This window comes from Leisingera sp. ABD4_442 (assembly GCF_056160905.1).
In genome coordinates, this window is sequence record NZ_JBSWYB010000009.1 from 65,578 (window position 1) to 86,310 (window position 20,733).

A 20,733-nucleotide genomic window follows, 5' to 3' on the forward strand; every position below is an offset into this window, starting at 1 on the left:
CTTGCCCCGCAGCCTCAGGCCGCGGGCATTCTTCGTTCCACCAGCTCGGCAAACCAGCTGCATCCCAGCGGGATCGCTTCGTCGTCAAAGACATAGGCCGGGTGGTGGCACATCTCGGTGCCGCCGTTGCCAAGGAAGATATAGGCGCCCGGGCGCTGCTCCAGCATATAGGCGAAATCCTCGGACGGCATGATCGGCGGGGTCTCGGCATCGACCTTGGCAGAGACCGCCTTCGCCGCCTCTATCGCATGGGCGGTGCCGTTTTCATCATTGATTGTAACAGGATAGCCTGGAACCCACTCGACATCCGCCGTGGCGCCAAAGGCCGCGGCGGTGCTTTCGGCGACCCGGCACACCCAGTCCTCGGCCTGGGCGCGGTACTCGGGGTCCAGCGTACGCACCGTGCCCTGCAGTTTGGCGGTATGGGCAATCACGTTCGACGCGGTGCTGTCGGTCTCGAAGGTGCCGACGGTCAGCACCACGCGTTTGACCGGGTCCACGTTGCGCGAGACAATCGAATGCAACGAGACCACGATCTGCGAGGCCACCAGAGTGGTATCAATCGCCTCATGCGGGGCGGCGGCATGGCCGCCCTTGCCGGTGACGGTGATGATGAACTCGTCCGAGGACGCCATCAGCGGACCCGGGCGGATGGCAAATTCGCCCACCGGAAGGCCCGGCATATTGTGCAGGCCATAGACCTCCTGGATGCCCCAGCGGTCCATCAGACCGTCGTCGCACATCGCCTTGCCGCCGGCGCCGCCTTCCTCGGCCGGCTGGAAGATCAGCACCGCCTTGCCGTCGAAATTCCGTGTCTCTGCAAGGTACTTGGCAGCCCCCAGCAGCATCGAGGTATGGCCGTCATGGCCGCAGGCGTGCATCACGCCGGGCGTCTTGGAGGCGTAGTCCACGCCGGAGGCCTCGGTGATTGGCAGCGCGTCCATGTCGGCGCGCAGGCCGATGGCGCGGCCGGAGGAATTGGTCTTGCCCTCGATCACCGCCACCACGCCGGTCTGGCCGACGCCGGTGGTGATGTCGGTGATGCCAAACTCCTTGAGCCGCTCCACCACAAAGGCAGCGGTTTCATGCACCTCGTACATCAGTTCGGGGTTCTCGTGCAGGTGATGGCGCCAGGCGGTGATCTCCTGGTGCATCTCGGCAAAGCGGTTCTTGGCCGGCATTTTCCCCTCCCCTTTCTGTTTCAGGTTCCGTTGCGGCAGACTGTCCGCGATAAAACTTAGCTTCGCAAGTATCCTGCCGCGCCGGGACGTGGCGGAACGCGCCAGAGCGGGGGTGACATGCGTGCACCCCCTGTACACCTCCTGTACACCCCCCGTCGCACACTCAGCATCAATCTGAGCACGAAACGCACCGTTTCAAGGCAGCGGGAAGTACCCGCGCAATTTCTCCACCAGCTTGCGCATGAAGTCATGGCCCGCCTCGAACTGGGCGACCGTGATGTACTCGTTGGGCTGATGCGCCTGCGCGATGTCGCCGGGACCGCAGATCACCGCCGAATAACCGGCCTGCTGGAACTGGCCCGCCTCGGTGCCGTAGCTGACCACATGGGAGCCGTTGTCGCCGGTCACCCGGCGCACCAGCGCCTCCGCCTCGCCGTTTTGTTCCGGCACCAGCCCTGGCACGTCGAAGTGCTTGGACACATCAATGCGGGCCTCCGGATGGATCATCTGCATCTCTGCCTCAACCTCGCGCACCTTGGCCAGATAGGCGGCTTCCCAATCGCTGGCGTGCTCGCCCGGCACCACCCGGAAATCCATCAGGAATCGGCAGTCCTTGGCGGTGATGTTGTGGGCTGTGCCGCCCTCGATCATGCCGACGTGGCAGGTGGTCCAGGGCGGGGTGAACATCGCCTGCACTTCGCCCGGCTCCTGGGCCATGTTCGCGGCGTTCTGCTGGTTGGCCCAGTCGATCAGTTTCGCACCCTGCATGATGGCGCTGACGCCGGTGTGCATGAGCGAAGAGTGCACCTCGAACCCCACCAGATGGGTGTCGTAGCCGGTGCCGCCCTTATGGCCCGTCACTGCTTGCATCATCGAAGGCTCCCCCACGATCACCGCGGAGCCTTTGGGCAGAACTTGCTGCATGGCTTCGATCATCGGCGGGGCGCCGGTGCAGCCGGTTTCCTCGTCAAAGCTCAGTGCCAGCTGCAATGGACGAATGACACCTTGGGTATGCGCCTCCACCAGCGCCCAGACCGCCAGTGCGTCAAAGCCCTTCATGTCGCAGGTGCCGCGGCCGAAGTATTTGCCGTCCCTTTCCACCACCGTGAAGGGATCTGTGTCCCAGGGCTGGCCGTCTACCGGCACCACATCGGTATGGCCTGACAGCACCACGGCGCCCTCTTCCCAAGGGCCGGCATGGGCGAATACAGCGGCCTTGTGCGGCTGGTCCGGGTCCACCCAGCGGTGGCTTTCGATACCGTGGGACGACAGGTATTCCTGCACCCAATCGACCAGCGGCAGGTTGGTGTCGCGGCTCACCGTCGGGAAAGAGACCAGGCGTTCCATGATCTCCAGCGGCGTCAGTTTTTCAGCCATGCCTTAATACCCGCTGTCAGTTGTCAGGACGAAATGGCCGGGCTCCAGCTCCAGGTATTCCGAGGGTTCAGGCTGGTAGCCCACTTCGTGGATCGGCGAGGGAATCGGTTTGAAGTTCAGTTCCTTCTCCGACTTGCGCTGGCGCGGGTCGGCGATGGGGACCGCCTTCATCAGCGCCTGGGTATAGGCGTGCAGCGGGTTTTCAAACACGCGGTCGCGGGGGCCGATTTCGACAATGCGGCCCAGGTACATGACGCCGACCTGATGGGAGACGCGCTCTACCACCGCCATGTCGTGGCTGATGAACAGGAACGACAGGCCCAGTTCCGCCTGCAGCTCCATCATCAGGTTCAGCACCTGCGCCTGTACCGAGACGTCGAGCGCGGAGACCGCCTCGTCCGCGACAATGAGCTTGGGGTTCAGGGCCAGCGCGCGGGCGATGGCGATGCGCTGGCGCTGGCCGCCGGACATCTCGTGCGGGTAGCGGCGCATGAAGCTGCGCGGCAGGTGGACACGGTCAAAGAGACTGGCAACCCGGTCCTGCAGTTCAGAGCCGGAGGCCAGGCCGTAGTTGCGCAGCGGTTCTGCGACCTGGTCCATCAGCTGCATCTGCGGGTTCAGGGATGCAAAGGGATCCTGGAAGATCATCTGCATGTCCTGGCGTGCCTTGTGCATCTGCGAGGCGCTGAACTCCAGCACATTGCGGCCTTCGAAATTCACCTGGCCCGACAGCGGCTCCACCAGCCGCAGGATCGAGCGCCCGGCTGAGGATTTGCCGCAGCCGGATTCGCCGACCAGCGACAGGGTCTGGCCCTTGAAAACCTTGAAGGAGACGTCCTCCACCGCGTGCACGTTGGAGATGGTGCGGCGCAAGAGCCCGCCCTTGACCGGGAAGCGGGTGGTCAGGTTCTGCACGTCCAGAAGCACCTCATCGGTGCCCTTGATCGGTTCGATCTTCTGGTTCTCAACACCCATCAGTTTCATCGGCTCGGGGAAGTGCTTGCCGCGCATCTCACCCAGCTTGGGAACCGCGGCCAGCAGCGCCTTGGTGTAGTCGTGCTTGGGGTTTTCGAAGATCTCCTCGACGGTGCCTTCCTCAACCTTGTTGCCGCGGAACATGACAACGACGCGGTCGGCCATCTGGGCCACCACCGCCATGTCGTGGGTGATGAACATCACCGCGGTGCCGGTCTCGCGCTTCAAGCGGTCCATCAGCGCCAGGATCTCGGCCTGGATGGTCACGTCGAGCGCGGTGGTGGGTTCATCCGCGATCAGAAGCCGCGGCTCGCAGGCCATTGCCATGGCGATCACCACCCGCTGGCGCATCCCGCCGGAAAGTTCGTGGGGGTATTGTTTCAGGCGGCGCTCCGGTTCCGGGATGCGGACCTGGCGCAACAGTTCCAGCGCGCGTTCTTCGGCCTGGGCCTTGGACATCTTCTTGTGAATGCGCAGGCCTTCGGTCAGCTGGCGGCCCACCGTGAACACCGGGTTCAGCGCGGTCATCGGCTCCTGGAAGATCATGCCGATCTCGTTGCCGCGAATCTGCTTCATCAGCTCCTGCTCGGAAGCGGCCAGGTTGGTGTCCTCGCCTTCGCGGCGGTTGAACAGCAGCTCGCCGCCGGCGATCTCGCCGCCGCCGAACTCCACCAGCCGCATCAGCGACAGCGAGGAGACCGACTTGCCGGAGCCGGATTCGCCAACGATACAAACGGTTTCGCCCGGGCTGACGTCGAAGGAGACATCCTCGACCCCGACCACCGGGCCGTCCTTGGTCTGAAACTCCACCCGCAGGTTTCTTATGGACGCAATGGCGTTGTCCAGCATGACGGCTCCCTGGTTCTATTTTGCCCGGGCCGCGTTCCCGGGCGGCCTCAGGTTCCGGAGTAAACTCTACTTCGCACAAAAAAGCTCATGCAAATAATGCATGGGCGTTTCGAAATTGGAATTTGCAATTTCGCAGCAAAAGCGTTTCGATACCCCCGTGGTTGTCTGCAAGCTGTCACATGCCGGTGTGTCCGGCAACGTGTTAAGGGATTATAGTTCCAAAGTTTTCCCTGCGCCTGCAGGCCCAGTGCTACACTTCCGCAGCAATGCGGAAACCTTCCGGGCCCGATCCGGCCCGGCCAACAAAAAGACACGAAACGTGTCCGACAAGGAGTGTGTGATGAAATTGAAATCCCTATTGATGGGTGCCGTTGCCGCGGCCACGCTGGCGCCTGCGGCCTTTGCCGAGCGCGGCAGCGACGGCCAGGTCAACATCATCTACTGGCAGGCGCCGTCGATCCTGAACCCGTTCCTGTCCGGCGGCACCAAGGACATCGACGCCTCAGCGCTGGTGATCGAACCGCTGGCACGCTATGATCCGAACGGTAACATGCTGCCCTATCTGGCAACGGAAATCCCGACCGTCGAAAACGGCGGCGTGTCCGAAGATCTGACCTCGATCACCTGGAAGATCGCCCCCGGCCTGAAGTGGTCCGACGGGTCTGCCTTTACTGCGCATGACGTTAAGTTCACCGCCGACTACTGCATGCATCCCGAAGGCGGCTGTGCGCAAGTCACCAAGTTCGAGGGCGTGACCTCGGTCGAAGCGCTGGACGATCTGACCGTCAAGGTCACCTTCGACAAGCCGACCCCCTTCCCCTATGGCCCGTTTGTCGGCGGTGAAAGCCCGATCATTCAGAAGGCCCAGTTCGAGAACTGCATGGGTGCCAAGGCGCCGGAATGCACCGAGGCCAACTTTGGCCCGATCGGCACCGGCCCGTTCACCGTGGATGAGTTCAAGCCCAACGACGTGATCACCATGTCCGCGAACCCGAACTACCGCGACCCGGCCAAGCCCGCCTTCGCCAAGGTGCTGTTCAAAGGCGGCGGTGACGCAACTGCGGCAGGCCGTGCAGTGATGGAAACCGGCGAGTTCGACTATGCCTGGAACCTGCAGCTGGCGCCGGAAGTGATCGCCCAGATGGAAGCCGGCGGCAAAGGCACCCCGGTTGCAGGCTTCGGCCCGCTGGTTGAGCGCATCATGCTGAACCAGACCGACCCGAGCCCGGAACTGGGCCCGGATGAGCGTTCCGTGAAGCGCGGCCACCCGTTCCTGAACGACCCGGCGGTCTACAAGGCGATGTCGCTGGCCATCGACCGCCCGCTGCTGGTGGAAATCGGCTATGGCAAGGCCGGCAAGGTCGGCTGCAACTGGGTGCCGGCACCTGCGGCATTTGCCTCTGACACCTTTGACTGCTCCACCCAGGACATCGAAGGCGCCAAGGCGATGCTGGAAGAAGCCGGCTACAAGGACACCAATGGCGACGGCGTGCGGGAAACCCCGGACGGCAAGCCGATGAAGATCCTGTACCAGACCTCGACCAACGCGGTGCGCCAGGACTTCCAGGCGCTGATCAAGGAATGGTGGAGCCAGATCGGCATCGAGACCGAACTGCGCAACATCAACGCATCCGTGTTCTTCGGCGGTGACCCGGGCTCGCCCGACACCTTCCAGAAGTTCTATGCGGACGTGGAAATGTATGCCAACACCTTCAACGGCACTGACCCGCAGTCCTACCTGGCCAACGGCCTGTGCGACAAGGCCCCGGCCCCGGCCTCCCAGTGGCAGGGCGAGAACATCTCCCGCTTCTGCGACGAGGAGTTCGATGCGCTGCATGCCGAGCTGACCAAGACCGCAGGCCTGGAAGCCCGCGCCGAGATCGGCCGCCGCCTGAATGATATCATGGTCGAAAAAGGCGGTATGATCCCGCTGGTGCACCGTGGCCGCCTGTCGGCGCATTCCAACACCCTGGGCGGTGTCGACCTGAATGTCTGGGACAGCGAGATGTGGAACGCAGCTGACTGGCACCGCATCAAGTAAGCCTGGCTTGCTTCACCGGGGCCCCGGCACATGCCGGGGCCTCTTGCCATCTGCCGGGGCTGTTCTTCGGCTCCTCACATGGCCTGGACGCGGGGTTTTCTCCCCGCCTGTTCCGAAATAACTACAAATTGCAAAGGCGCTAAGCAGATGCTGACCTTTACAATCCGGCGGCTGATCCTGGCAGTTCCGACACTGCTGTTCATCAGTCTCGTGATTTTCCTGCTGCTGGAGCTCGCCCCTGGCGACCCGATGGCACAGGTTCCCCTGACCGTCCCCCCCGAAGTCAAAGAGAAAATGCGCCTGGCCCTGGGCCTGGGCGAGCCGGTGCATATCCGGTTCTGGAAATGGATCGTGCAGTTCTTCTGGATCGAGCCGCAGGTGCTGATCGACTATTACCTGGGCACCAGCTTCTCAGAGGGGCAGCTGCGGGTGATCTCCTGGCAGACCCGCTCGCCGGTGATGGACATCGTGGTACAGCGAATTCCGCAGACCCTGTGGGTGGTCGGCACCGCCTATGTGGTCGCCATTCTGATCGCGCTGCCGATCGGCATCTACTCCGCCTACCGCCAGTACAGCTGGTTCGACCAGATGGGCACCTTTGTGTCGATGGTCGGCTTCTCGGTGCCGCCGTTCTTTTCGGGCGTGCTGGTCATCGTGATCTTCTCGGTGCAGCTGGGCTGGTTCCCGTCGATCTATGACACCACCCATGTGGTCGACAGCTGGGACGCCTTTGTCTACCAGCTGAAGCAGATGATCATGCCGGTGATGGTGCTGGCACTGCAGATCACCGCGCAGCTTAGCCGCTTTATGCGCGCCTCGATGCTGGACAACCTGAACCAGGATTATGTCCGCACCGCCCGCGCCAAGGGGCTGAGCGAATATGTGGTGGTGATGGTCCATGTGCTCAGGAACTCGATGATCCCGGTGGTCACGGTGATTGCGCTGGGGATCCCGTCGATCTTTGGCGGCGCCATCATCACCGAGCAGGTGTTCAAGGTGAACGGCATCGGCCAATTGCTGATCGGTGCAATCCAGGCCAACGACCTGCCCATGGTGCAGACGCTGACCTTCATCTTTGCGGTGCTGATCGTGCTGTTCAACCTGATCGCCGACGTGCTGTACGGCATTCTTGACCCGAGGATCCGCTATGACTGAGCTGAGCAATCCTGTCCCTTCGAAGCCGCCGCGCAGCCAGTGGCTGGACGTCTGGGACCAGTTCAAATCCCATCGCGGCGCCCTGATGGGCGGGGCGCTGTTCCTGTTCATCATCCTGGCGGTCTACCTGGGCCCGTTCCTGTGGGACATCGAGGCCACCAAGATCGACATCCGCGCCCGCAACCAGGGTCCCAGCTGGGCGCACCCCTTTGGCACCGACCAGCTGGGCCGCGACATGCTGGCCCGGATGATGGCGGGCGGCGCGACCTCTGTCTCGGTGGGCCTGACCGCAATGCTGCTGGCGCTGTTCCTGGGCTCCTTCATCGGGGTGATGGCCGGTTTCTTCAAGAAACTGGACGGGCCGCTGATGCGCCTGACCGACCTGTTCCTGGCACTGCCGCTGCTGCCGCTGCTCTTGGTGATGATGCTGCTGTTCCGCGAGCCGCTGAATGCCGCCTTCGGCCCGGAACAGGGGATCTTCATCCTGATCGTGATCTCCATCGGGGTGACCAGCTGGATGCCCACAGCCCGGATCGTGCGCGGCGATGTGCTGGCGCTGAAGGAGCGCGAGTTCGTGATGGCGGCGCGGTCTATCGGCACCACCAACCGCGGGCTGATCACACGGCACATCCTGCCCAACGTGCTGTCGCCAATCATGGTTTCGGCCACCCTGGGCATTGCCACCGCGATCATCACCGAGTCGTCCTTGTCCTTCCTCGGCCTTGGCTTTCCGCCGGATTTCCCGACCTGGGGACGGCTGCTGTTTGATGCCACCGATTACCTGCAGCAGCACCCTGAGCGGGTGTTCTGGCCCGGTATGGCGATCTCGCTGACGGTGCTGAGCGTGAACTACCTGGGCGACGGGTTGCGCGACGCGCTGGACCCGCGGATCCGGGGCCGCTGACCGCAACACAGTCACACATTCAAATAAAAACATACCTTCTGGCCGCCTCCCCGCAGGCGGCCAGTTTGTTTTCGGCCAGCACCAGTGCGAAAGACTGTTTTCCCCGGAACCGCCGCCAGGGCAGACTGTTGTCCGCCCTGGCATGCGGTGCAAGGCCGCGATGGCCGTTGCCTGCTGGCGAAAAAAACGCCATTTCGGGAAAACGTTCCGAATACCCACCCCGGAGAGCGCCATGTTCGAAACATTTGGCTTTGAAGAGACCACTGCACGGGACGCCTCGGTCCTGTTTGCGCTTGGCATCGGCGCCCTGTTCGGGGTGCTGGCGCAGCTGACCCGTTTCTGTTTCCGCCGCGCACTGGCGGGAGAGGACCGCCGCCAGGCGGCAGGGGTGTGGGCCATGGCGCTGGCTGCAGCCGTCGCGGGCACCCAGGCGGCCGTGGCCGCGGGGTGGATCAGCTTTGCCGAGCACCGGCTGCTGGCTCAGGACCTGCCCATTGTAGCCATCGCCGCGGGCGGGCTGATGTTCGGCGCGGGCATGATCCTGACCCGCGGCTGCGCCTCGCGCCTGCTGGTGCTGGCGGGCAGCGGCAACCTGCGGGCGCTGCTGGTCATCGCGGTCTTTGCCATCACCGCCCATGCCACGCTCAAAGGGGTTCTGGCACCGGTGCGCACCGCGCTTGGGGCGGTCACGCTGCCAGCGGGAGAGCAGATTTCCCTTGCCGCGCTGCCCGGTGGCCCGCTGCTGTGGAGCGCGATGATCGCTGCGGCAGCGCTGGCTCTTGCCCTGCGGTCCGGCAACCGGCTGCTGCCGCTGGCAGGCGCCGGGCTGATCGGCCTGCTGGTGCCTGCGGCCTGGGTTGGCACTGGCTTTATCCTGTTTGACGAATTCGACCCCATCGCGATGGAAAGCCTGTCGTTCACCGCCCCCGCTGCGGACACGCTGTTCTTTGTCATCGCCTCCAGCTCAATCCCTGCCGGGTTTGGCACCGGGCTGATTGGCGGCGTGCTGTTGGGGGCGCTGGCGGCAGCGGTGTTCAGCGGCAGCTTTCAGTGGCAAAGCTTTGAGAGCCCGCGCCAGACCGGCCGTTACCTGTCAGGGGCTGTGCTGATGGGCGCGGGCGGTGTGCTGGCGGGCGGCTGCACCGTCGGCGCCGGGCTGGCCGGCATTCCAACGCTGAGCCTGGCGGCCCTGTTCGCGCTGGCCTGCATCGCAATTGGCGGGCTGGCGATGGACGCGGCCCTTAGGGTCAGGACCCCTAGTGCAGTGTCTTCCGGATCCGCTGGATCCCCAGCCACACCAGGGCAACAACCGGCAGAGTGACCGCCGCGATCAACAGCTTCTTGCTGATCCCGTAGCGTTCCGCCAGCGGCAGGAAAAAGTCCGAGACCAGCGACACCGCATAATAGCTGACTGCCACCACCGACAGCCCTTCGACTGTGTGCTGCAGCCGCAAGGCAATGTCCGAGCGCCGGTCCATGCTGGCCAGCAGAGCCTGGTTCTGGGCCGAGCGCTCCACATCCACCCGGGTCCGCAGCAGCTCCCCTGCCCGCCGGGCCCGGTTTGCCAGGCTGTCCAGCCGCTTTTCGGTGGATTTCACCGTCCGCATAGCCGGTTCAAAGCGGCGCAGCATGAATTCTTCCAAGGTTTGGAACCCGCCGTGCCGGTCCTCGCGCAGCAGGCTGACCCGCTGGCTGACCAGCGCATCATAGGCCCCCGTTGCGCTGAACCGGAAGGCTGAGCGGGCAGCCATCGACTCCAGCTCAGCTGACACGGTCAGCAATTGGGACAGGGTCTGCTCCGCCGGAGCGCTGCCGCCGGTCATTTCCACCATCATCTCGCTGAGATGGGTGTCGAGCGCGCTGATCGACGGGGTCAGCCCGCGGGCGCGGGAAAAGCCCAGCATTGCCATCGCCCGGTAGGTCTCGATCTCGCAAAGCCGCTGCACGATCCGGCCGATCCGCTGGCTGCCGGTTTCAGGGTTCGCCAGAACCGCAAAGCGCATGTGCCCGGCCGGGTCAATGCGGAAATCCCCCGCCACCACAGCGCTGTCATCCAGCACCTGCGAAACGGCCAGGCTTTCCGGCACAAACCAGTCGTGCAGGGTCTCCTTCATCGCTGCCGCCTTCCGGCGGGGCACAACCCGGATCAGCGCCGAAGTGATCCGCTGGCCAGGGAGCTCTGCCAGCCAATCGGCGGGAAACACATCAAAATCCGCAGGGTCAAACGCCCGGCCGCTGGCCCCGTCCCGGTAGACGGTGTAGCTGACAAATTCGGTATGCTGCTCCCACTTGATCATATGGCGGCCGATTTGCGCCGCGTGATGGGTGGCTCCCGGCTTGGGATGCGGCGCGCCGTGGCGGTCCAGCAGGCTGGTCAGGTGCTGCAGATCCTGCATCCGGTCCCGGTGCTCTGCCTCATGCGGCTGTTTGACGGCGAGGTAAACCACCGTGCTGGGGCAGGACATGGCAGGAAAAGGGCGCGCGTGCAGCTCATTGGTGAGCGTGTAGCGCAGAGGGTGATCCTGGATCGGTGGCATTCTTGATCTCCGGGGCAATGGCGCGGACCATACTCCGGTCAAGAATACATGTACAGAAACGTTTTATTTCAAAGCGTTAGCTGAATGCAACGGTATACAGCCCGCCTAAAGGGGCTCTGCCCCCGGCCTGCGGCCTCCCCCGGAGTATTTGCAGCCAGAAAGATGCCCGAAAGAAAAAGGCGCCCCGGGTGGAGCGCCTTTCCTTGTCGTTGGCCTGGCGGCTCAGCTGATCATGGTGAGCAGCGTATCGAGGCTGGCCTTTGCGTCGCCATAGAACATGCGGGTGTTGTCCTTGAAGAACAGCGGGTTCTCGATGCCGGAATAGCCGGTGCCCTGGCCGCGTTTGGACACGAACACCTGTTTCGCCTTCCAGCATTCCAAGACCGGCATGCCGGCGATGGGCGAGTTGGGGTCTTCCTGGGCGGCCGGGTTCACGATGTCGTTGGAGCCGATGACGATGGCCACATCGGTTTCCGGGAAGTCCTCGTTGATCTCATCCATTTCAAGGACGATGTCGTAAGGCACCTTGGCTTCGGCCAGGAGCACGTTCATGTGGCCCGGCAGACGGCCTGCCACCGGGTGGATGGCAAAGCGCACATCCTTGCCCTTGGCGCGCAGGCGGCGGGTGAGTTCCGCCACGTTCTGCTGCGCCTGGGCCACCGCCATGCCGTAGCCGGGGATGATGATGACGCTGTCAGCCTCTTCCAGCGCGGTGGAGACACCGTCAGCGTCGATGGCGATCTGCTCGCCTTCCACTTCCATCGCAGGGCCGGTGGTGCCGCCGAAGCCGCCCAGGATCACCGAGATGAACGAGCGGTTCATCGCCTTGCACATGATGTAGCTGAGGATTGCACCGGAAGAGCCCACCAGCGCGCCGACCACGATCAGCAGGTCATTGCCGAGGCTAAAGCCGATGGCGGCCGCGGCCCAGCCCGAGTAGCTGTTCAGCATCGAGACCACCACCGGCATGTCGGCGCCGCCGATGCCCATGATCAGGTGGTAGCCGATGAACAGCGCCGCCAGGGTCATCAGGATCAGCGGGAAGAAGCCGCCGGTGTTGAAGTACCAGATCAGGCAGAGGAGCGAGAGCGCCGCCGCGCCTGCGTTCAGCATATGCCCGCCCGGCAGTTTGGTGGCCGCCGAGGTGACCTTGCCCGCCAGTTTGCCGAAGGCAATGACCGAGCCGGTGAAGGTGATGGCGCCGATGAAGATGCCGAGGAACAGCTCAACCCGCAGGAAGGCGATCTCGGCCGGGGTCTTCTTGGCGATCAGCTTGGCAAAGGCGCCGAGGTCATCGGTGCTGGCCGCAGCTGCCACATTGCCGATCTCGAAATGGGCGATGAAGCCGACGAAGACCGCCGCCAGGCCGACCAGCGAGTGCATCGCGGCAACCAGCTGCGGCATCTCGGTCATCTGGACCTTCTTGGCGACATAGGTGCCGATGATGCCGCCGCCGGCGATCAGGATCAGCGACAGCAGCCACAGGCCGGAGCCGGGGCCGATGAGGGTGGCAAAAACCGCCAGCCCCATGCCGGCAATGCCGTACCAGACCGCGCGCTTGGCGCTTTCCTGGTTGGACAGCCCGCCAAGGGACAGGATGAAGAGAACAGCCGCAACGACATAGGCGGCGGTGGTGAAACCAATCATAAGTCCGTCCCCCAATTCAAGATTTCTGGAACATGGCGAGCATGCGCCGGGTGACGAGGAAGCCGCCGAAGATGTTGATCCCGGCCATGAAGACGCTGAGCGCCGCCAGGAGGATCACCAGGAAGGAGCCGGAGCCGATCTGCATCAAGGCACCCAGGATGATGATCGAGGAGATCGCATTGGTGACCGCCATCAGGGGCGTGTGCAGCGAGTGTGCGACGCCCCAGATCACCTGGAAGCCGACAAAGCACGACAGCGCAAAGACGATGAAATGCTGCATGAAGCTGGCCGGAGCAAACAGGCCCACCAGCAGCAAGAGAGCACCGCCGCCTGCCAGCATGGTGACCTGGCTTTTGGTCTGCGCCTTGAAGGCTTCGATTTCCTGCGCCCGTTTTTCTTCCGGGGTCAGTTCCGGCACGGTTTCCTTGGGCTTGGCCGCAATCGCCTGCACCTTGGGCGGCGGCGGCGGGAAGGTGATCTCGCCCTCAAACGCCACGGTGGCGCCGCGGATCACGTCGTCCTCCATGTTGTGGTTGACCTGGCCGTCTTTCTCAGGCGTGAGGTCGGCCATCATATGGCGGATGTTGGTGGCGTACAGGCTGGACGACTGCGCCGCCATCCGGGACGGGAAGTCGGTGTAGCCGATGATAGTGACGCCGTTTTCTGTGACGATCTTCTCATCCGCAACGGTCAGCTTGCAGTTGCCGCCCTTCTCTGCCGCGAGGTCCACGATGACCGAGCCCGGCTTCATCGCTGCGACCATGTCTTCGGTCCACAGCTCCGGTGCCTCGCGGTTGGGGATCAGCGCGGTGGTGATGACGATGTCCACCTCTGGCGCCAATTCACGAAACTTGGCGAGCTGCGCCTCGCGGAATTCCGGGCTGGAAACAGAGGCATAGCCGCCGGTGGCGGCGCCGTCCTGCTGCTCTTCCTCGAAATCGAGATAGACAAACTCGGCGCCCATCGACTCGACCTGCTCGGCCACTTCCGGGCGCACGTCAAAGGCGTAGGTCACCGCGCCAAGCGAGGTCGAGGTGCCGATGGCGGCCAGGCCTGCCACACCGGCGCCGACCACCAGCACCTTGGCCGGGGGCACCTTGCCCGCCGCGGTGATCTGGCCGGTGAAGAAGCGGCCAAAGTTGTTGCCAGCCTCGATCACGGCGCGGTAGCCCGCGATATTTGCCATCGACGACAGCGCGTCCATCTTCTGGGCGCGGGAGATCCGCGGCACCATTTCCATGGCGATCACATTGGCGCCCTTGGATTTGGCCAGCTCCATGCCCTCTTCATTGCCCGCCGGGTTGAAGAAAGAGATCAGCGTCTTGCCCTTGGTCAGCCGCTTCAGCTCGGTCGCGTCCGGCTGGCGCACCTTGGCGACAATGTCGGAGGCTTTCCACAGCGCTGCCGGGGTCTTGATGATCTCAACCCCTGCCGCCTCATAGGCCGCATCGGAAAAGCCTGCCGCTGCGCCTGCCCCGGTTTCGATCGCGCAATCGTAGCCGAGTTTTTGCAGCTGACGCGCAGAATCCGGCGTCATGCCGACCCGGTTCTCACCTGCAAATGTTTCTTTTGGTGTTCCTATTTTCACCTTTTTGGTCCCCCTCGTCTTGCCCGTGCCAGCAGTGCCCAGGTACGGATCGCAATGATTTCTATTACATCGCGCAATATTGTTGCGCAAGGATTTTGCTGCGCCGCCGCAATTTTATGCCGCAATGCCGCGTTCAGGTCATAGCCAGCGGCGCACTTTCTGCTCATACCGCGCCCAATCGGCCCGGAACGTGTGCCGCATCCGGTCCTCTTCCGGGATCACGAACCGCTTTTCCAGCAGCCACAGGAAGACCGGGATCAAAGGCAGCGACAGCACTGCATCGAACCACAGGATGAGGCCCGCGAGGATCAGCACATCGCCCAGGTAGATCGGGTTGCGCGAGCGGCTGAAGATGCCCGATTGCACCAGGCGGCTGGGCGTCTGATGCGGGATCACGGTGGTTTTCTGGCGCCGCATCTCAGTAATCGCCAGCAGCGCCAGAAGAATGCCGCCGCCCAGCAGGATGCCGCCCAGGAAATCCGCCCAGGCGCCGCCGAAGGACAGCCCGAATGCGGCGTGCCCGGCCTGCAGCCAGGCAACCAGAACACAGCCCGCCAGCCAGGCGGGCGGCACGTCCAGCCACCGCATCACGCCCGGTTCTCCGGCAAAATATGTCCTGAAATCACGCACATCGCGGGCAGTTTTCCCTCATCCAGCCAGGCCGTCCAGACCTCTTGAGCCAAGACTGGAAATTAAGGACAAATTGCCCCCGATGCCGCATTTACGGCGAATCTGTCCCGGCTTGCGGCATGATCCTGCACAAAATCCCCCGAAAGCCTAAGTATATTTATGTGTACTGAGGGCGCGGGACCTTACTCCCACTCCATTTCCTCGAACACGCGGCCTGCGTTCTTGGTCGCCAGTTCCTCGAATGTGTCCAGGCCCTTCCAGCGCGCCTGATCAACGTAATAAGCGCTTGCGAGGTCTCCGCCCGCCTCGATATGGGCGCCGACCTTGGACCTGAGGTCGGTCAGGTAGTCGAGCGTATAGCGGCGCACCTGCGGCAAATTGGTCGGGTGGCCGTGGCCGGGGATCACATAGGCCGGCGCCAGCGGTTCCAGCTTGTCCTGCCAGGTCTCGATCCAGCATTTGGTGCAGGTGTGCGGGAAGACCGGCAGCATCCGTTCGTGAAAAGCGATGTCGCCCGCAATCAGCAGATCCCAGGCGGGGATCCAGACCTGAATATCGCCGGGGTCATGCGCGGGGCCAAGGTGCAGCACCTGCATTTCCACCCCGCCGAGGCTCAGGTCATAGCGGTCTTCAAAAGACATATTGGCGTGCTCAACACGGGTCTCCCCTGCCCGGTCCTTGTTATAGCCGCGCATGCGTTGCAGGATCATGTCGCTGTTTTCCTGCGTCTCGGCAATCGCCTCGGCATGGGCCAGCACATCGACGCCTTGGTCGCGCCAGTATCCGTTGCCAAGCATCGCGTGGCCCTGGCCGTTTTCGTTGATCACCAGAACCACCGGCTGATCGGTCACCTGCTTGATCTCGTCATGCAAGGCTTGCGCCAGTGCATCGGAGGCACCTGAGTTCACCACCACCACGCCTTCGGAGGTCACGATAAAGGACAAGTTGTTGTTATGGCCCGCGTTTTCATAGGTCGGCGGGGCGGTGGCGCCGATGGCGGAAAAGACATTCGGAATGACTTCAACCGGCTTGGAATAAAGCTCGGATTGCGGGTATTGGTCGGCGATGTCCTCACTGGCAAAGGCGGCGACGGGCATCAGCAAGGCAAGGGCGGCAAGGGGTTTCATCACATCTCTCCCGGATCATTTGCCACAACATTCACACATGCGAATATAACTGTAAACGCCCTCTGTGTGCGGCGTGACGGCACGGCGGGGTTGCCAGATGCCCCTGCCCGGCTAGGCTGAGCCGCAAAACAGGGAGGCGAGGCCATGAGCTTGCAAGGCAAACACGCGCTGGTCACCGGCGGCGGCACCGGCATCGGGCTGGCCATTGCGCAGGGGTTGGCCGCGCAGGGCGCCCAAGCCACCATCACAGGCCGCAGGCTGGAGGTGCTGGAGGAGGCCGCAACAGACGGGCTGCATCCGCTGGTCATGGATGTGCGCGACGAGGACGACGTGGCGGCCAAGGTTGCCGCTGCGGTGGAGGCCCGCGGCCCGGTACAGGTCTGTGTGGCCAATGCGGGCGTGGCCGAGGGCGCCGCGCTGCACAAGACCTCGATGGCGTTCTGGCGCAATATGATGGCGACCAATTTGGATGGTGCCTTTCTGACCATCAGGGAATGCTTTACCTCAATGCGGCAGACGGATTGGGGCCGGGTGATTACCGTCTCCTCCATTGCCGGGCTGCGGGGGCTGAAAGGCGGTGCCTGTTACACGGCCAGCAAACACGGGCTGGTCGGGCTGACGCGCGCGCTGAGCGAGGATTATCTGGGCACGCCCTTTACCTTCAACGCGCTGTGCCCCGGCTATGTGGACACCCCGATTGTTGAGCGCAACATCACCTCGATCGCCCAGCGCGCGGGCTTAAGCTCAGTGGAGGCGCTGGACGTGATGGTCAACGCCAACCGCCACAAGCGGCTGATTGAGCCGGAGGAAGTGGCGGCGGCGGCCCTATGGCTGTGCGGTCCCGGCTCGGGTTCAGTCAATGGCCAGTGCATCGAAATAGCCGGGGGGCAGATGTGATGAATCGAGAGGAATTCAACGCCTTCTGCGCCACCTTTCCAGCGGCCGAGCATGTGGTGCAATGGGGCAATTCCGACGTCTGGAAGGCGGGCGGCAAGCTGTTTGCGGTCTGCGGCTGGGCCGAGGGGCAGGATGCCTTCACCTTTAAGGCGGGCGATATCGCCTATGAGGTGCTGCAGGAGCGCCCCGGTGTCCGCCCGGCGCCCTATTTGGCGTCGCGGGGCATGAAATGGCTGCAGCAGTTTGACAGCGACGGCCTGACGGATGCGGAGCTTAAAGAGCAGATCACCCTGTCCTATCAGATGGTGACCGCGAAGCTGTCCAAAAAGAAGCGCGCCGAGTTCGGCATCCCCGACCCGCAAGCGGACACAAGCCAAGGTTAATGCAGACAGCCCGCCTCTGGACAGAATGGCCTGGGTGCGATAGCAAATCCTAAAAATCTTTAAGCTTGAAATACCGATCAGACGCGAGGCCTCCATGACCGATTTTGCCGCAACCAAGGCGATGTTCGACCTGCCCGAAGGGGTGATCTATCTGGATGGCAACTCATTGGGTCCGCTGCCCCGCGCCGCCCGGGAGCGGGTCGGGGCCATGATGCAGGACGAATGGGGCCAGATGCTGATCACCGGCTGGAACAAGGCCGGCTGGATGGACAAGCCCAAGGCGCTGGGGGACCGGGTCGGGCGGCTGATCGGGGCGGAGCCGGGCCATGTGGTGATGGGCGATACGCTGTCGATCAAGGTTTACCAGGCCGTCGCCTCGGCGCTGGAGTTGAACCCGGGCCGCAAGGTGGTGCTGTCGGACAATGGCAACTTTCCCACCGATCTCTATATGGCCGGCGGGCTGCTGAAATCGCTGGGGCCGGAGTATGAGCTGCGGGTGGTGAACCCGGAGGCGGTTGAGGACGCCATCACCGATGAGATCGCGGTGCTGATGATCACAGAGGTGGACTACCGCACCGGGCGCAAACACGACATGAAGGCGCTGACCGAAAAGGCCCATGCCCATGGCGTGCTGACGGTCTGGGATCTGGCGCACTCGGCGGGTGCCATTCCGGTGGATCTGGCCGGGTGCCGTGCGGATTTTGCGGTTGGCTGCACCTACAAATACCTGAATGGCGGCCCCGGCGCGCCGGCCTTCATCTATGTGTCACCACGCCACGCAGAGACCGCCCGCCCGGCGTTGTCGGGCTGGCTGGGGCATGAGGCGCCTTTTGCCTTTGACCTCGACTACCGGCCCGGCAGCGGCATCGACCGGATGCGCGTCGGCACGCCGCCGGTAATCCAGCTGACCGCGCTGGAGGCGGCAATGGACATCTGGGACATGGCGGAAATGGAGGCCGTGCGCGCCAGGTCCGTCGAACTTTGCAACCTGTTCATCGCGCTGGTTGAAGAGAGCTGCCCGCAGCTGGAGCTGGCCTCGCCGCGTGATCCCGCCTTCCGCGGCAGCCAGGTATCGTTCAAGTTCGACGAGGGCTATGCAGCGATGCAGGCGCTGATTGCCCGCGGTGTGATCGGCGACTTCCGGGCGCCCGATATCATGCGGTTCGGCTTCACCCCGCTGTATATCGACGAGGGTGACGTGCGCGCGGCGGCTGAAATCATTGCCGATGTCATGACCAACGCCCTGTGGGACCGGCCGGAATACATGGTCCGCCACGCGGTCACCTGATGCAGGGCGCGCGCGCATACCATCTGCCGCTCTGCCGCCCGGCGGGCTGGGTCGCGCTGTGGCGCCGCCTGGCCCAATGCGGCACCCTGAACCGGAGGACGCATTCCTTTCCCTGACATATACTGAACTTAGGAAAAGGAATGATCCGATGAGCAAACCCTACGATCCGGCCGACGACGGCGCCCAAATGTCCTTTGACGGGCGCATGTCCTATGGCGATTACCTGTCGCTCGATATGCTGCTGAATGCGCAGAAGACATGGACCAATACCCATGACGAAATGCTGTTCATCATTCAGCATCAGACCTCTGAGCTGTGGATGCGGCTGGCCATTCACGAGTTGAGCGCCGCCCGCGAGCGGCTGCTGGGCGGCCAGGCACGGCAGGCGTTCAAGATGCTGGCGCGGGTGGCGCGGATCTTTGAGCAGCTCAATTCCGCCTGGGACGTGCTGCGCACCATGACGCCCTCGGATTACACCGCGTTCCGGGATGAGCTGGGCCAAAGCTCCGGTTTTCAGTCGCACCAGTACCGGCAGATCGAATTCATGCTCGGCAACCGCAACAAGGCGATGCTGCGGCCGCACGCGCACCGGCCGGACATTCTGGCGCTGCTGGAGGCGGAACTGGAACAGCCGTCGCTCTATGATGTGGCACTGAAGGCGCTGGCCCAGAGCTTTGCGCTGCCGGATGAAGTGGTGAACCGGGATGTTTCCGAGGCCTATCAGCCGCATGAGGCGGTGCAGGCCGCCTGGACAGAGGTTTACCGCGACACCGAAACCCACTGGGAGCTGTATGAACTGGCCGAGAAGCTGGTGGATTTCGAGGATTACTTCCGCCGCTGGCGTTTCAACCATGTGACCACGGTGGAGCGCGTGATCGGCTTCAAGCGCGGCACCGGCGGCACCGGCGGCGTCAGCTATCTGAAGCGGATGCTGGAGGTGGAGCTGTTCCCAGAGCTCTGGCACCTGCGCACCGAGCTGTGAAAGTTCAGCGGGCCGGCCCTACCGGCCCGCATCACCGCGGTGTCAGCCCAGCTCCGGCCAAGGCCGCCAGCTGGCGCACCCCGGCCTGGTAGGCCGCGTAATCCGCGGCGGTCTGTTTGATCCCCTTCAACGAGGCGCAGAGGGTCCGGGCTATCACCGCGGCATCGCCGCTCAGCACCGCCTGCCCGGCATTGGCCTGCTGCTGCAGCCAGTCCGCATAGATTCCGCTGAGCGCCGCCTCTCCTGCTTCGATCTCTGCGCCGGCCACATGTTTGGTGACCTCGAACAGCTCCATCCCATGCGGCGAGGCCATCATCTGTTCAATCGCTTCACCGCCTTGGGCCGCAAAGGCCGCCTGCAATTGGTCCGGCAGCGGCCCCGGTCCGGCCAGTGCAGCACGGACACCGGCTGCAGCGTTGCCATAGTAGGCAGTCACCAAGGCCCGAAAAATCGCGTCCTTGTTCTTGAAATGCAGATACAGTGCGGGCCGCGACATGCCCGCGCCCTTGGCGATGTCATCCATCGAGGTCTTGCGGAACCCATAGGTGGAAAACGCCATCCAGGCGGCCTCGAGGATTGCCTGCTGTTTCGGATCAATGCCTGCCATGTTCATGTTTCCGCTTCTGACATTGTTTGTAAAAAATGTCAATTGACACCCTGACAAAACTCGTTACTTTTGTCAGAAGCACAGCAAGGGAGCCCCGCCATGCCAACAGACCTGCGCATCAATGGAAAAACCCATCAGGTAGATCTGCCTGATGATGTTCCCCTTCTCTGGGTTCTGCGGGATGAGGTTGGCCTCACCGGCACCAAGTTCGGTTGCGGTGTGGCCGCCTGCGGCGCCTGCACTGTGCAGATTGATGGCGAGGCGGTGCGCTCCTGCCAGGTGGCGCTGTCGGATGTCTGGGGCGAGGTCACCACGATTGAGGGCCTCGGCACGCCGGAGGCGATGGCCGCGATCCAGCAGGCCTGGGTGGAGCATCAGGTGGCCCAATGCGGCTACTGCCAGTCGGGCCAGATCATGCAAGCGGCCAGCCTGCTGGCGGAAAACCCGGCGCCTTCCGATGCAGAAATTGACGAGGCTATGCAAGGAAACCTTTGCCGCTGCGGCACCTACCCGCGCATTCGCGCCGCGATCCATGCCGCCGCCCAGAAGATGCAGGAGGCGTAAC

19 protein-coding genes are annotated in these 20,733 nt (G+C 63.4%); 9 read left to right on the forward strand and 10 right to left on the reverse strand.

Going from position 1 to position 20,733, the window contains the following annotated elements; genetic code table 11:
* Positions 1-14: 14 nt before the first annotated feature.
* From ACXAHG_RS09645 to ACXAHG_RS09655, 3 genes are all read right to left on the reverse strand, one after another.
* Complete coding sequence (locus tag ACXAHG_RS09645; protein ID WP_475057014.1) at positions 15-1,181, reverse strand: M20 aminoacylase family protein; 1,167 nt, start codon at positions 1,179-1,181, stop codon at positions 15-17.
* Positions 1,182-1,376: 195 nt separating this feature from the next.
* Positions 1,377-2,558 carry an acetylornithine deacetylase gene (argE, locus tag ACXAHG_RS09650; RefSeq protein WP_475057015.1) on the reverse strand — a complete coding sequence of 394 codons (1,182 nt, stop codon included), beginning with the start codon at positions 2,556-2,558 and terminating at the stop codon, positions 1,377-1,379.
* Between the two features lie 3 nt (positions 2,559-2,561).
* On the reverse strand, positions 2,562-4,382 hold the full coding sequence (locus ACXAHG_RS09655) for an ABC transporter ATP-binding protein (protein WP_475057016.1): 1,821 nt from the start codon (positions 4,380-4,382) through the stop codon (positions 2,562-2,564).
* A 340-nt stretch (positions 4,383-4,722) separates the two neighbouring features.
* On the opposite strand from ACXAHG_RS09655, the gene ACXAHG_RS09660 reads away from it, so the two are divergent.
* The 3 genes from ACXAHG_RS09660 to ACXAHG_RS09670 all read left to right on the forward strand — a co-directional run bounded on the left by ACXAHG_RS09660 (position 4,723) and on the right by ACXAHG_RS09670 (position 8,482).
* Positions 4,723-6,423 carry a peptide ABC transporter substrate-binding protein gene (locus ACXAHG_RS09660; protein WP_475044121.1) on the forward strand — a complete coding sequence of 567 codons (1,701 nt, stop codon included), beginning with the start codon at positions 4,723-4,725 and terminating at the stop codon, positions 6,421-6,423.
* 147 nt (positions 6,424-6,570) lie between these two features.
* Positions 6,571-7,578 (forward strand): ABC transporter permease, encoded by a 1,008-nt coding sequence (locus ACXAHG_RS09665; protein ID WP_475044123.1) that lies wholly within the window; start codon positions 6,571-6,573, stop codon positions 7,576-7,578.
* Entirely contained in the window at positions 7,571-8,482 is a 912-nt protein-coding gene (locus tag ACXAHG_RS09670) for an ABC transporter permease (protein ID WP_475044125.1), read from the forward strand. Before ACXAHG_RS09665 ends, ACXAHG_RS09670 begins: the two co-directional genes overlap by 8 nt.
* A gap of 19 nt (positions 8,483-8,501) precedes the next feature.
* On the opposite strand, the gene ACXAHG_RS09675 is transcribed toward ACXAHG_RS09670, so the two are convergent.
* Positions 8,502-8,675, reverse strand: a complete 174-nt coding sequence (locus ACXAHG_RS09675; protein WP_475057018.1) for a hypothetical protein — start codon at positions 8,673-8,675, stop codon at positions 8,502-8,504.
* Between the two features lie 39 nt (positions 8,676-8,714).
* Here ACXAHG_RS09675 and ACXAHG_RS09680 point away from each other — a divergent pair, with 39 nt between their 5' ends.
* The gene (locus ACXAHG_RS09680) at positions 8,715-9,803 is read left to right on the forward strand and encodes a YeeE/YedE family protein (RefSeq protein ID WP_475057019.1); all 1,089 of its coding nucleotides are present in this window, start codon (positions 8,715-8,717) and stop codon (positions 9,801-9,803) included.
* On the opposite strand, the gene ACXAHG_RS09685 is transcribed toward ACXAHG_RS09680, so the two are convergent.
* From ACXAHG_RS09685 to ACXAHG_RS09705, 5 genes are all read right to left on the reverse strand, one after another.
* Positions 9,739-11,019 carry a DUF3422 family protein gene (locus ACXAHG_RS09685; RefSeq protein ID WP_475044128.1) on the reverse strand — a complete coding sequence of 427 codons (1,281 nt, stop codon included), beginning with the start codon at positions 11,017-11,019 and terminating at the stop codon, positions 9,739-9,741. The two genes, ACXAHG_RS09680 and ACXAHG_RS09685, sit on opposite strands and share 65 nt — an antisense overlap.
* A gap of 222 nt (positions 11,020-11,241) precedes the next feature.
* The gene (locus ACXAHG_RS09690; protein ID WP_475044130.1) at positions 11,242-12,666 is read right to left on the reverse strand and encodes an NAD(P)(+) transhydrogenase (Re/Si-specific) subunit beta; all 1,425 of its coding nucleotides are present in this window, start codon (positions 12,664-12,666) and stop codon (positions 11,242-11,244) included.
* 16 nt (positions 12,667-12,682) lie between these two features.
* Positions 12,683-14,254 carry a Re/Si-specific NAD(P)(+) transhydrogenase subunit alpha gene (locus ACXAHG_RS09695; RefSeq protein ID WP_475044132.1) on the reverse strand — a complete coding sequence of 524 codons (1,572 nt, stop codon included), beginning with the start codon at positions 14,252-14,254 and terminating at the stop codon, positions 12,683-12,685.
* Between the two features lie 138 nt (positions 14,255-14,392).
* Positions 14,393-14,842 (reverse strand): methyltransferase family protein, encoded by a 450-nt coding sequence (locus ACXAHG_RS09700; protein ID WP_475057021.1) that lies wholly within the window; start codon positions 14,840-14,842, stop codon positions 14,393-14,395.
* A 224-nt stretch (positions 14,843-15,066) separates the two neighbouring features.
* A complete protein-coding gene (locus ACXAHG_RS09705) occupies positions 15,067-16,011 on the reverse strand; it encodes an MBL fold metallo-hydrolase (protein WP_475057022.1) in 945 nt (314 codons plus the stop codon).
* A gap of 144 nt (positions 16,012-16,155) precedes the next feature.
* On the opposite strand from ACXAHG_RS09705, the gene ACXAHG_RS09710 reads away from it, so the two are divergent.
* The 4 genes from ACXAHG_RS09710 to kynA all read left to right on the forward strand — a co-directional run bounded on the left by ACXAHG_RS09710 (position 16,156) and on the right by kynA (position 19,561).
* A complete protein-coding gene (locus ACXAHG_RS09710) occupies positions 16,156-16,908 on the forward strand; it encodes an SDR family NAD(P)-dependent oxidoreductase (RefSeq protein WP_475057023.1) in 753 nt (250 codons plus the stop codon).
* Complete coding sequence (locus ACXAHG_RS09715) at positions 16,908-17,291, forward strand: MmcQ/YjbR family DNA-binding protein (RefSeq protein ID WP_475044139.1); 384 nt, start codon at positions 16,908-16,910, stop codon at positions 17,289-17,291. Before ACXAHG_RS09710 ends, ACXAHG_RS09715 begins: the two co-directional genes overlap by 1 nt.
* A gap of 94 nt (positions 17,292-17,385) precedes the next feature.
* The gene (gene kynU / locus ACXAHG_RS09720; protein ID WP_475044141.1) at positions 17,386-18,579 is read left to right on the forward strand and encodes a kynureninase; all 1,194 of its coding nucleotides are present in this window, start codon (positions 17,386-17,388) and stop codon (positions 18,577-18,579) included.
* 148 nt (positions 18,580-18,727) lie between these two features.
* The gene (kynA, locus tag ACXAHG_RS09725; protein WP_475057024.1) at positions 18,728-19,561 is read left to right on the forward strand and encodes a tryptophan 2,3-dioxygenase; all 834 of its coding nucleotides are present in this window, start codon (positions 18,728-18,730) and stop codon (positions 19,559-19,561) included.
* A 31-nt stretch (positions 19,562-19,592) separates the two neighbouring features.
* On the opposite strand, the gene ACXAHG_RS09730 is transcribed toward kynA, so the two are convergent.
* Positions 19,593-20,174, reverse strand: coding sequence for a TetR/AcrR family transcriptional regulator (locus tag ACXAHG_RS09730; RefSeq protein ID WP_475044144.1), 582 nt, complete (start codon positions 20,172-20,174; stop codon positions 19,593-19,595).
* A gap of 93 nt (positions 20,175-20,267) precedes the next feature.
* Here ACXAHG_RS09730 and ACXAHG_RS09735 point away from each other — a divergent pair, with 93 nt between their 5' ends.
* Positions 20,268-20,732 (forward strand): (2Fe-2S)-binding protein, encoded by a 465-nt coding sequence (locus tag ACXAHG_RS09735; protein WP_475044146.1) that lies wholly within the window; start codon positions 20,268-20,270, stop codon positions 20,730-20,732.
* Position 20,733: the final 1 nt, after the last annotated feature.